Source organism: Polynucleobacter sp. 71A-WALBACH (assembly GCF_018882365.1).
Classification (GTDB): domain Bacteria; phylum Pseudomonadota; class Gammaproteobacteria; order Burkholderiales; family Burkholderiaceae; genus Polynucleobacter.
This window is the reverse complement of the sequence record NZ_JACVOP010000002.1, coordinates 1-12,280: the sequence shown is the minus strand read 5'-3', so window position 1 is coordinate 12,280 and position 12,280 is coordinate 1. Positions and strand designations below refer to the sequence as shown.

11 protein-coding genes are annotated in these 12,280 nt (G+C 42.7%); 5 read left to right on the top strand and 6 right to left on the bottom strand.

All coding sequences use genetic code 11. The features are described from left to right. Positions 1–4: 4 nt before the first annotated feature. A complete protein-coding gene (locus ICN42_RS07615) occupies positions 5–1,855 on the bottom strand; it encodes a type IV pili methyl-accepting chemotaxis transducer N-terminal domain-containing protein (protein ID WP_041484816.1) in 1,851 nt (616 codons plus the stop codon). Positions 1,856–1,872: 17 nt separating this feature from the next. On the opposite strand from ICN42_RS07615, the gene ICN42_RS07610 reads away from it, so the two are divergent. Beyond that, a complete protein-coding gene (locus tag ICN42_RS07610; protein WP_015420595.1) occupies positions 1,873–2,838 on the top strand; it encodes a potassium-tellurite ethidium and proflavin transporter in 966 nt (321 codons plus the stop codon). Positions 2,839–2,859: 21 nt separating this feature from the next. Here the strand turns inward: ICN42_RS07610 and ICN42_RS07605 are convergent, their stop codons facing one another. Genes ICN42_RS07605 through ICN42_RS07590 form a run of 4 tightly spaced genes read right to left on the bottom strand, consistent with a single transcriptional unit; the run spans position 2,860 to position 8,118 of the window. Further along, a complete protein-coding gene (locus ICN42_RS07605; protein WP_216253058.1) occupies positions 2,860–5,280 on the bottom strand; it encodes an adenosylcobalamin-dependent ribonucleoside-diphosphate reductase in 2,421 nt (806 codons plus the stop codon). Next, positions 5,261–6,481, bottom strand: a complete 1,221-nt coding sequence (locus ICN42_RS07600; protein WP_216253056.1) for a nitronate monooxygenase family protein — start codon at positions 6,479–6,481, stop codon at positions 5,261–5,263. Before ICN42_RS07600 ends, ICN42_RS07605 begins: the two co-directional genes overlap by 20 nt. Positions 6,482–6,526: 45 nt before the next feature. Further along, positions 6,527–7,681, bottom strand: coding sequence for an NnrS family protein (locus ICN42_RS07595; protein WP_216253054.1), 1,155 nt, complete (start codon positions 7,679–7,681; stop codon positions 6,527–6,529). 11 nt (positions 7,682–7,692) lie between these two features. Then, complete coding sequence (locus ICN42_RS07590; RefSeq protein WP_216253051.1) at positions 7,693–8,118, bottom strand: PAS domain-containing protein; 426 nt, start codon at positions 8,116–8,118, stop codon at positions 7,693–7,695. 206 nt (positions 8,119–8,324) lie between these two features. On the opposite strand from ICN42_RS07590, the gene ICN42_RS07585 reads away from it, so the two are divergent. After that, positions 8,325–8,531, top strand: a complete 207-nt coding sequence (locus ICN42_RS07585) for a DUF3079 domain-containing protein (RefSeq protein WP_216182416.1) — start codon at positions 8,325–8,327, stop codon at positions 8,529–8,531. A gap of 446 nt (positions 8,532–8,977) precedes the next feature. On the opposite strand, the gene ICN42_RS07580 is transcribed toward ICN42_RS07585, so the two are convergent. After that, positions 8,978–9,592: a class I SAM-dependent methyltransferase gene (locus tag ICN42_RS07580; protein ID WP_216253048.1), complete on the bottom strand. Its 615-nt coding sequence runs from the start codon at positions 9,590–9,592 to the stop codon at positions 8,978–8,980. 132 nt (positions 9,593–9,724) lie between these two features. Between ICN42_RS07580 and ICN42_RS07575 the strand changes: the two genes are divergently transcribed. The 3 genes from ICN42_RS07575 (at position 9,725) to ICN42_RS07565 (ending at position 11,729) form a co-directional block, all read left to right on the top strand. Beyond that, positions 9,725–10,516 carry an energy transducer TonB gene (locus ICN42_RS07575; RefSeq protein WP_216253046.1) on the top strand — a complete coding sequence of 264 codons (792 nt, stop codon included), beginning with the start codon at positions 9,725–9,727 and terminating at the stop codon, positions 10,514–10,516. Between the two features lie 92 nt (positions 10,517–10,608). After that, complete coding sequence (locus tag ICN42_RS07570) at positions 10,609–11,076, top strand: nitroreductase family protein (protein WP_216253044.1); 468 nt, start codon at positions 10,609–10,611, stop codon at positions 11,074–11,076. A 128-nt stretch (positions 11,077–11,204) separates the two neighbouring features. Continuing rightward, the gene (locus tag ICN42_RS07565) at positions 11,205–11,729 is read left to right on the top strand and encodes an HPP family protein (RefSeq protein WP_216253042.1); all 525 of its coding nucleotides are present in this window, start codon (positions 11,205–11,207) and stop codon (positions 11,727–11,729) included. Positions 11,730–12,280: the final 551 nt, after the last annotated feature.

The following is a 12,280-nucleotide window of genomic DNA, read 5'->3' as shown; positions in this document are numbered from 1 at the left end:
TCACCTACGTAGGTAAAGTTAACGATATGCAGGTTCCTGCCAATGCCTCCGAGCTCAACTCCAGCTTGGCTCCAATTTTATTGGCACGTTCCTGCATGATACTCATCCCCACATGCGTGCTATCAACCGTATTTAGCTCTGTTGAAAAACCAATCCCATCATCAATTACTCTAAACGTCCATTTTGGCGATTGCGCTACTTCGACTCTTACAATGCTCGCTTTCGAATGCTTTCTGATATTTGATAAGGCCTCTTGAATGACATGCATTACCTGAATCTGAACATCTGGCGCTAAAGGAAGTCCTTGCCCTTCAACAGATAGCTCAGTATGAATACCGGATTGGTGCTCGAATTTTTGTAAAGTCGTCTTTATCGCAGGTTCAATATCCTCGGTATTAGTACGCGTTCTAAAATGCAACAAAAGCTCGCGCACGTCACTATAACTTTCTCTCAAGCCTTCATCCAGCTCACCTAGGATAGTTTTGGCCTTTTCCGTAGCGGGCTCTACAATCTCATCTCTGAGCATTCCAACCTGTAATTTTAAAAACGCTAGTGACTGCGCAATTGAATCATGCAACTCTCTTGCTAATAAACTGCGCTCCTCAGAAATTGCCGCCTCTTTCTCCAAAGCTTTAATTCTCAAAGCCTCCATTGCCCCAGCCAAATGATGCGCCAAGGTCCCTAGCAAGGCCCTCTGATCTGAATCTATCGACTGCTCCTTAGTATAAAAAATATCAATTTCGCCAAGTAAATCTTGCTGAAATAGGATCGGAACCGAAATAAGGGCGTTATAACCTGCCTTTACGCAATGCCGATCCGCCTCTATCTTTGGATCAAATGTAATTACCTGAATTTCTGCATTACCACTAGACTGTCCACAGTAACAGTCTCCAGCAACCAAACATTGCTCTTCCTCGGCAATGGATGAGGGTAAATTTGCGCCAGATAATAAAAAATATCTCTTATTTGCCTGATCTGTCCAACGTATCGCGATGGCAGAAGCGTCCGTTATAGACAAAATTCGCTTTGAAAATCCTTGAGCCAATCTTTCCAGATTATCTTCTGTTGAAACGAATGAACTCAAATCATATAGCGCTTGCAAACGATTTTGTCGCTCTTGTAAATGGAATGTCTTTTCCCGGACCTTTGCCTCTAACCCGCTATATAAGTCACTAATAGTTTCAGTCATTGAATTAAAGCCGATTGCCAAATCACCAAATTCATCTTTTGCCTCGATTTGAACTCGTGTATTTAATTTTCCGGATCTCACACCATCAAAACCAATGCGCAGCTTCTCTACTGGATCTAAAATAACGGAATACCCCACATACATGATGACTAATGTGGCAAAAAGAGAGATGGCCAACATAGCAAACTGGAATAGATGGAGCATATTTGTCCAGTAATCAACCTCGACTTCTATTGACCCGACAAACCGATCAATATTCGCAACAAAATTATCAATGCGCGATACAGAAATACTGGTAGCCTTCCTCGTCTGTAGATCATCTTTGATGCTGCTCCATTGACCAGAAATATTTAGAAATAATTGTTTATTTAATTGATTCCAAGGCACAAATAGCGGCCGAGCTGGATCTCCATATTTAAGGGTAATGATGCTGTTGTCAAACTTAGTTATTAGCTTAGTTGTTGCCGCAGCATCACCCTCATTTACCAGAAGGGCTAACTGATAAGTTTGCATTCTCATGCGGCCAGCCTCATTGATTGCTGCCGCGCCACCCTCAAGCTTCCAAGTAACCCATAAAGTAAAGCTAATAGAAATCATCGCCAACACCAAAAGTGTCGTGCCAATGATCATTAGTTTCTTTTTTAAGGTAAATTCGGTATTCTTCATTCCACAACATATAAATAATGATACAAAGAGACAAAGAGCCCAATTGGCTTCATCGCCTACACCCAGGACTATTTGGCATGTCCCTAAGCTTACTTAGCCTCTCCTTCGCATGGAGTAAATACTCTCACGTCACTTCAATTTCAACTTTTTGGATTGAACGTTTTTTTCTTGTACTCGGCATCTTCATTCTATGCTTTCTAACAATACTCTGGAGTATTAAGGCGATTTTTTATCCTCAAGCGATTAGGGAGAAGTTCTTAAACCCGGTTTTAGGCCCAATGATGGCTTATTTTCCTATTAGCACAATGCTTGCTATCGCTCTACTATTCCCCAGATTTCCGGAATACTCTACGTTTGCTTATACGTTAACTGCTATCGCGCTCATTATTCAAGTCACCATTGCTTGGCGAGTGGTTCATATGCTCTCAATGGGTAATATGCCCACTGACCAAGTAACACCAGCGCTGTATCTACCCATTGTTCCTGGCGGCTTAGTTGGAGGCGCTGCGTTAGCTGCAATTGGATTGCCTGGATTTGGATATCTTGTATGGGGAATGGGTCTTGGAGGTTGGGCGTTATTAGAAATGCGCATTTTGCATCGCTTGTTTGCAGGCCCTCTGCCACCGCAATTTCGCCCAACCATTGGAATTGAAATGGGTCCAGCAGCAGTTAGCACCATCACCGCCATTACGATTTGGCCAAACCTTCCAGTTGATGCCATCTTGGTAGGTTTGGGTATTGCATCAGGCCCTATTTTTGCAGTACTCACGAGATGGCGTTCTTGGACGGCGGTCCCCTTTTCATTTGGATTTTGGTCATTTGCATTCCCTGCTGCTGCAACCACCTCTTGCGTCATTGAGGCGGTTATACGAGGAGGCTGGCCCCATCAAGCTGCGACGATTGCAATTGCTATTTCTACTGCGCTTGTCCTATTTTTGCTAGCCCGAACAATAATCTTGTTGATTCAACAAAAACTATATTGAACTCACTGCATCCACAGATGATTAGCCACACGCTCCGACGTAACCACAACTTGTGCAGTAATCACAGCCATCTTTTTTTATCATCGCATGAGCGCCACAGTCCGGACATTTTTTCCCAGCCATTAGGCCCCCACCCGTGCTTTTTTGAGAATCAAGCTCACCAATCGTAAACTCATCTGCAGCTTTAAATTCTGTAATTCCCCTTTTGGCTAGGATATTCTCAATAGCAAAAGCCACAGCAGCCACTTCAGAGTCATGCCACATTGGGGCTACAGCACCATCTTGCTTTTTCTTCGTTCCTAATCGAACAGCCCCTCTATCCCAAGCAACCTTCCTCATATCACTGAGAGCTCTTGCAAGGAAGCCTCCGCGTGCTGCAAGAGAGAGCATTCGCATACTCGAAGTAATCCACTGCTGAGACTCTCCACTTTGGCCTACAGGCATAAAAAATTCAATTGCCCTCTCAACACTTGCTTTCTTGCCAGCAACCACCCCCTCAACAGTCAAAAAGGAAATAATTAAATACAGCGTTTTTTGCCCATCCTGAGTCCAGTAATTAATTTTCTCAGCCACCGCAGGTAATTCGCCATTAGGACGACGATCCACCACTTTTTTTGACGGGCTATTTCTCCAATCCTCGCCATCTAGATCTGCGCTTAAGGGATTCTCGTTTGGACTAGGAGTTACCTGCAATACCGAACCCAAAATACTATTGGGTCGATAGGTGGCCATTCCCTTGAGTCTGGACTTCCATGCCGTTAGATATAGATCCTTAAATTTCTCATAAGGATAATCTGCCGGAACATTTACCGTTTTTGAAATGGCGGTATCAATAAATGGTTGAACTGCTTCCATCATTAAAATATGATCTTCAGCAGACATTTCTAAGGCAGTTACGAAATACTCTGGCAATACATTGACGTCTCCACCCAGTTCCTTATACATCCTCCAAGCGTGATCCTCAACCGCATACTCTTTCGTTGAGCCATCAGCCTCTCTTTTCTTTCTGGTATATGTCCATGAGAAAGGAGGCTCAATTCCATTTGATGCATTATCTGCGAATGCAAGACTCACTGTTCCAGTAGGTGCTATCGACAACAGGTGGCTATTTCTCAAGCCAAACTGCCGAATTTTTTTCTTCAAATCCTCACCAAGTCGACTCGCAAAATTTCCACCCGAAAGATATTGGTCGATATCCAAATCTGGAAATGACCCCTTCTCCTGAGCCAATGCAATTGAAGCCTCGTAGGAAATATCACGCAACTTTTCTGATATTTCCGCGGCCTTTAATCTCGCTGGAGCGCTGTTGTATGCCAGCTTAAGCATAATTAAGGCATCTCCAAGACCGGTAAAGCCTACGCCAATACGTCGCTTTGAGTGGGCCTCTAATCCCTGCTCTTCAAGTGGCCAGTATGTTGCATCCAAGACATTATCAAGCATACGTACTTGAACCTTCACTACTTCAGAGAATTTATCGAAATCAAAATAAGGTTCACCTGAAAACCCGAAAGGATTGACGATAAATCTGGGGAGAATTATAGGGCCTAGGTCACAACAACCATAGGGAGGCAAGGGCTGCTCACCACAAGGATTGGTCGCCTCAATTCTCTCGCAATAATACAAATTATTGTCCTGATTAATATTATCAAGAAATAAAATTCCAGGCTCAGCAAAATCATAGGCAGATTGCATTACCGCATCCCAAACATCTCTTGCTTTTACTTTTTTGTATACCCAAATTCGATCCGTTTTTTGGTAAGCTCCATCAGCAATCAATAACTCACCAGGCTTTGCCTTGTGTATTAGCTCTATCTCTTCATCATCTTCAACCGATCGCATGAAGTCATCTGAAACGCCAACGGAGACATTGAAGTTATTCCATCGACCCGGCGTTCTCTTTGCCGTAATGAAATCCAATACATCTGGGTGGTCTATTCTCAATACCCCCATTTGCGCTCCTCGTCTTGCTCCAGCGCTTTCTACTGTGGAACAGGATTGATCAAATACATTGATGTAACTACAAGGGCCTGAAGCAATTGAGGCGGTTCCTTTAACCTCGGCACCTTTGGGTCGAATTCTAGAAAAGTCATACCCAACGCCGCCGCCACGACGCATAGTTTCGGCAGCTTGCTTTAAAGCCTCATAAATACCAGGGTATCCATCCTCATCTAAGTCCTGAATACAATCTCCAACGGGCTGCACAAAGCAATTAATAAGTGTTGCCTTAATCCCAGTTCCAGCCGAGCTCATAATGCGACCGGCACCAATGGCACCTGCATTGAAATTCTCCAAGAATTTCTTCTCCACTTCTTCGCGTAAAGACGGCTCTTCTACTGAGGCGAGACTTTTTGCCACCCTTGCAAAAATAGTTTGCTCATCTTTTTCACCACTTTTCAAATACTTTTCAGCTAATACATCAAAACTAATTGGCTGCATAACCATAATTTTCTGGCTCCACTTCTGACAATAATTGGGTAATTAATTCGATGACAGGGCGTATCTGATTGCCAAAAGGTAAGGCACCTGCCCCTCTAAAGAAGAGTCCCTTCTGCACATTGCCAGTCAGTGCGCTCCCAAGAACTTTATCTATACAAAATTGACCCCATGAACTATTACCATCACGCAAGCCGCAATCATGAAGGCAATCAAAAATCATTGTGCAGCGTGGTTTCTTACGAGCCGTACCCTGAAGAATGCTCTCAACTTTGAGATATTTTCCTAGCCAAGGTGTTTTAATTGCCCTCGCTGGAAGTCCAGCAACACTCAAAAACTCAACTAGATCCTCTTTCTTGGCATTCGCAAGCACATGCTTAAATGCCTCATCAGCATCGCTCTCGCAAGTTACCGCAAAGGCAGTGCCCAACTGAACACCAGATGCCCCAAGCACCTGCAAGCGCCTAATATCTTTTAAGGAGGAGACTCCGCCTGCTGCAATAAGAGGAATTTGCCCCTCAATGCCGATTGATTTAAAAAAGGCAATGACTTCAGGAATCACATTTTCAAAATTAAATTTTGGGTTATGAATGTCCCCTACGCTAGATGCGCCTACATGTCCTCCAGCCAACCTAGGATTCTCGATCACAATGGCATCCGGGAGACGTCCTTTCTTCATCCATTTTTTTACCAATAATTGAACACCTCTGGATTCAGACAGAATTGGAATCAAAATAGTATCGGGGAAATCTGCCGCTAGGTCTGGTAAGTCGAGTGGTAATCCTGCGCCAACTACTATGGCGTCAGCACCATTTTCTAGGGAGCACTGCACATAAGCAGCGTACTCATTCACAGCCTTCATCACATTTACTGCAATTAAACCAAATCCCTCAGAATCTGATTTTGCCTGGGTAATTTCTCGCTTTAATGCCTCAACGTTCGCTTTATTAATTACCTCTCGGCTATCCGAACAAGGAGAGAGGTGTTGAGTCTCTTGCATTAAGTCTGGATGCAAACGTCTCAAATCGATGGAGGAGATCGTTCCCATTCCTCCATTTTTTGCAACAGCGCCCGCAAGACGATGAGCCGATACTCCTACACCCATACCGCCTTGCACAATAGGAAGAATTGTCTTGCCTTTGATAACTAGCGGTGCAATCCCACTCTTAGTTAGTAGATCTCGTGAAAAGGAAGGAATCATCATATTCATTGGCATACCCATATAAGAGACTGCGCTATCAACTCAATAGCGCTACTACCCTGGCTGCCCATCCAAGCGGGGCTTGGTAAGCCAAGGAAAGTACTTGTAGATGTAAAGAATGAAAGCCAAACACCAGCAGATACCAGCTAACCCAATCGTAAAATGGAACCAAACGCCCACTGTTAAATGCGCAACCATCCAAATCACTGCTGTCACCTGCACCAATACATAACAGCTCACTTCTATTGCCCCTGCCTTAATCAGCCTGCCTGTATGCCCCATAGCCGTTCTGGTAATCATGCCAATAATTAAGCCGCCCGTAGCACCAATACCAAAAGCATGCAGAGCGATATACATGGAGACCAGCCCAAAAGATGAAAGGCCGAGGAGGATAAAACCTAAAGGAATCCAAAAATAAGCAGCGTGTAGGATCCATACGATTGGCTTGGATCGTGTAGCCAAAGGCTTCCACCCTAACAGCAAAATAAACTGTAATACGCCGGTCAGAATGCATATGAGAGCAGTAACAACGCTGACTGGAAAGAATATCCAAAGCAAAAAGGACGTCGCACTGAATGCCAGCACAACAGTTGCAAATGATTTATTGCGAAACTGCTTTATTCCCACAATGGCATTCGCGGTAAAGCTTGGAATAACTCGACCACCAATCATGATTTCAATCATCACAATTAAGAATAACGATGAGATCAAAGGAACATTGCTATCAATGCTGATATGTCCATAAGCAGACATATAGAACAATCCATTCAGTATCCCCAAAACACTGAGAATAAGAGGCAGGAAAAGATTTCTCACCATACTTCTTTGTAATATCAACTTACCAATAATCATTGCGATGATCGGCAAAAACAGAATGTCAATAATCACAAAATACGAACTAAATAACGGACCAAGTCGTCCCGCAATCCAGAAAAATGCTAGCAGCATTAACGATCTGCCCTTAGGTGTCTCAAGCCCCGTCCATGATCTAACTGCAGTTAGGGAGAAGCCAGCTACAACTGTTGTTGCAAACCCAAAAATCATTTCATGAGCATGCCACTGAATTCCAGGAATCGAGCCAATCCCTCGAATGCCTGAACCACTAAGCTCCATCAGCCATTCCAAAATAGCCGCTACAGACCAAAATGCCGCCAATAAATAAAATGGTCTAAAGCCTAGCGCAAAAAGAGGGATGGTCTTTTTTATCATATCTACTTTAATTAAGACTTCGCCTCTAATTCTGCAATGCGCTTTTTGAGTTCACGATCTGTCTGAAAGCGCTCTGTATCATCCCTAACAATGGCTGCGATAGCGCCTACATTGCCATCTTCATCCGTCAGCATTGCCACTGTGAAAGCAATTGATAAAGCTTTGCCTTCTTTGTGAAGGGCCGGTACGGTGAGCAAGGTAGAACCGTAGCGGGTCGTTCCCGTTTCCATGGATTTTTTATACCCGTCCCAGTGCCGCAATCTAAAACGCTCTGGCGTAATGATGTCCAAACTTTTACCTAGAGCTTCAACAGCTGAGTATCCGAAAATTCTTTCTGCAGATGCATTCCAAAAAACAATATCGCCTTTGGCATCTGAAATAACAACACCATCACCCATCGCGTTGGCTAACTGCTCAAAATCAACTTGGTATTTCATATTCAGACAAACTCCGTAAGCTAGGGATCAAAAGGTCTATTGTTTTTAGATTTTTGGATTCTCCACGTAACCATTGGTTATTGAAATAGCTCTATAGAACTATGCCCAACAATAAGGCCTCTTTAAACGCTTGAAATGCAGACTTCTTTTGCTATAAATCAAATACTTGGAGATAAACAAGCGTTTAATTACAAATAAAAATTGATATGCTAAAAAAATTCCCCCTCAACCCACCACATCCAGAACGAGTATGTTGGGGATGCGAGAGATATTGCCCGTCGAATTCAATGGCATGTGGAAATGGATCCGATAGAACACAGCATCCCCATGAGCTTTTTGGAGATGGCTGGGAAAGCTGGGGGCTAGATGATCGAGAGTCTTTTAATGATCTTAAAAAATCAGCATGTGACTGAATGATCCTGCTATCGCTAGAGCTACTCCGCAGTTATTTAAAGTAATACCCACAAAAATATCAATTCGGAGATTAGCATCTTCATTCCTAGTGGACCGGCTAGGGGGTGAATCTGGGGACATAAGATTCAAATAGTGCAGGCCTTGGTGACTACTTTTGGCCGCCCTCTATTGCCGAAAAACCTTCAAGCGCCCCGTTTTAATCATTCGCAAAGCACCTCATAAGGCCCAACCGTCGCGCTGAGTGACACTAGATAATTCATGTGACTAACGCTCGAGCACGAGGGCTGAGATAGACTCCGGTGATTACAAAACAGGCTTTCGACGTGCCTCTTAACGGCAAGGAGAATGCGCCAAAAAGGAAATTATTAAAAAAACTACCTGAAGGTAATTTTAGTAATTCTTAGAAGTTTGGAACAGAATCGACAGATCTCGAAAATGCTCGACCCTATTCCATCCTACAAAAGCAATATAGGAACTGTTGCGTAGCTCCCATTGGGGTTTGATGGATCTCAGTAGAGCTATCAATAAGCTTAAAGGTCTTACCAAACTGCCCATGTAAATGTTCAGAATCATAGCGAACTACATCTAGGCCGCTACATTTCTCGGGGCCTTCAGGGCCAAAGGTGGACATAATCACATAGCCGCCATGCTTCACTGAGCGCATTACTTGCTCTACGTATCTGGCTCGCTGAGCTTCTTCAGTTAAAAAATGAAATACGGCTCTATCGTGCCAAACGTCAAAATAGCCTTGGGGTAATGTTGCTTGAGTAATATCAGCGCAGTACCAGTGAACCTTATCAGCCAACTTGCCAATACGATCCCTTGCTACATCAATTGCTTTTTGAGAAATATCTAAAACACTGATGTCCCCATAACCCTCAGACAAAAGGTCGTCTACCAGTGTAGATTCACCACCACCAATATCAATAATGGCAGCACTCTTATCAGCACTTGCTTGGCGAATAAGATTTAATGATGTCTCAAGATGAGGTGCATACCAACTCACCGCATCTGGCGCTTTGGTGCCGTAAACCTTTTCCCAGTGCTGTTTGTTATCCATAATTACCTTTTACATAATTATTTTTTCAATTCTATGCTCTTTTAAGAAATAGTCTCGATATCCATGACATTATCTAGGCATTACAAGCCATCGCCCCTCATAAGCAATAGAGTCTAATCCCCCCACCATTTCATGACACGAGCTCGGCTTAGACAATTTATCCCTATTTGGATATCGATTGCCATCCACCTTGGACTGATCTTGTTATGGGCAACATATGAAGGATTTATCTTTGTTAAACCCAAAGAGAAAAATCTGGACATTATTGAAGCTTATATTGAACAGCCTATTGCTAAAAACAATAGTGACCTAAATGCTAGTCCAAATAGTGACAATCAACCAACCTCACTGGTAGCACTATCAGCCCCAACCGCAGAAGAGTGGGCTTTCGCATCTAAGTACACACTAAAAAATAGCAAGGGATATCGCCACTCTTTTGGCCAGCAAGTGCGAAGCATGATGGGAACTGCTGTTGAGGGGCCAGATCAAGGGCATGTGAGAATTAGAATTGAAATTGCTCCAAATGGAACTGTTACTAAAGTGGAAACACTTTGGAAAACATCTGACAAAGCAGAGCAACTAGCTAGACAGGCAATGAAGTCTATGCCAGCTTTGCCACCCACCCCTACTGGTAAGCCACTTATTTTTGAGAGAACGATTTCGCTCACACCATTTGCTACAAATGATGCCCCAATTTACAGGGATGATTGCCTGCCTGATACGCCTTCGTTTAGCAATCCATTTGCTTGGGATGGCAAGTCGCCTCAAGAAATCAAGAAGAACAAGCCTGCTGAAAAACTCAGCACTGAAGCCTTGGCTGAATGCCTAAAGCAATTACCTCAGGACTCTATTGATGGCATAACTGCTGAAGCTCAACGTCAACTAGACATATGGAGTTCAGGAAAACTCAATCGAGGAAAGTAGCATTCATATTCATGCGTATATACGCATATATATACGCCATTGTTTTAGACGACATTCCTATAATGGGGTAGGTACACACAATAAAGGCTTCTATGGCTTGGATCATCACCAAATATCTCCTAACCGCAGGAATGGTTGTATTCATTTCTGAAGTTGCCAAGAGAAGCGATAGGCTAGGCGACTTATTTGCCGATGCTCTCATCGCAAGAGACCCAGGCGCGACTCTAACTCAGGTTGATGAAGCTAGGCAGAAAGCTTTTCGAGGTCCCTTGCTGCTATTGGCAACCGTCAATCTCAATAGTGAGTTAGATAACATTCCCGAACAAGAAAAAATCATCTCTGCGGGATGCGCAATTCAAAATGTTTTATTAATGGCCAATGCTTTGGGATTTGGATCTGGACTTTCGAGCGGCAAGGCTCTTTATAGTCAAAAAATGAGAGAGTTATTTTTATTAAAAGAGAAAGAGCAGCCCTTATGTTTCATAACCATCGGAACCATCTCAACCCATAAGCCTAATAAAGATAGGCCAGATGCCAACTCATATACATCAATATTTTAAAAAGAATAGCCCAGTTTCTATATTTGACAACAAAATTTGTTTAATAACTCTCGCACCACCAAAACTAAATTAAATTAAATCGTTTAAATTAGTGGCTATCTACTATTAAATAATTACTCGATAGATTAATGAATAAATTAAAAATCTGGTGCCATAAGCTTTATGAGGCACTCAAGCCACCCCCCTCCGAATTTTCTCTTACGCAGCAATTCATCATTACCATAGGCACGACAACTACTATCTGCATCCTATCATTGGTTAACCATCTCTTAGATAAAGAAAATTTGCTACTGCTTGCGCCATTCATCGCTAGTGCATTAATGATATTTACAATGCCAAGCAAAAAAATGACTTCTGCTAGCGTAATTTTTCAGTCATATCTTCTATGTTCGCTTATTGGTTTTGCATTTGTATATCTATTTGACTATGCCCAATGGGTAATGATTGCTGCCTTTGTAATTAGCTTCTTTCTCATGCTGGTGCTTGAATGCTTACACCCTCCCGCAATAATGTTACCTATTATGATTATTAGCGAGAGATTGAGGGACTACACCCTGGCTTTTGATCCAATTGCAATTGATATTCTTATATTGCTGATAGCAATTTATTTTTTCAATAAAACCCTAGAGAAGTTTCCACTTATTAAAAAATGAACTTATAAGCTTGAATTGATATATCTAGTCTTGCCAATCGGTAAACTGTACAGTAATTGCCTACACACTTTTTATCACCTCAACCATTATTTAAAGTAACGCTCAAATGACCAAATCTCACCTTTAGTCTCAAAAGCTGGCTTTTTGTGACGTTTAGGTCCTGTTTAGGTTCTCTGGTTATGAGAGCAGACACTCAAAGAAAACCATTAGGATTTCAAGAGCTTACGTCTCCTGTTTGTCGGTGTGTGAGTATTTGTGTGACTACATTAATAAGATCACAGCAAACACTATCTCACTCTTTGGTTTTCAAAACCACAGGATTTTTGGAGCAACCGTCTAACACCTCGTTGCTCCAAAGTACTTTTTGAGTGATTTGTAAGTGTTACTTAAAGTAACGCCTGTTTAACCAATGACCGCTACCGACCTTGATTTCAACCCGTCGATGCAACACACTACAAACTGCGTAAGCGCAAGGAGTGTTGCTCATGAAACAACGACCTCGAATCTATTACACAGCCACCCAGAAGGATTTAATGTGGGAGCGCTGGAAA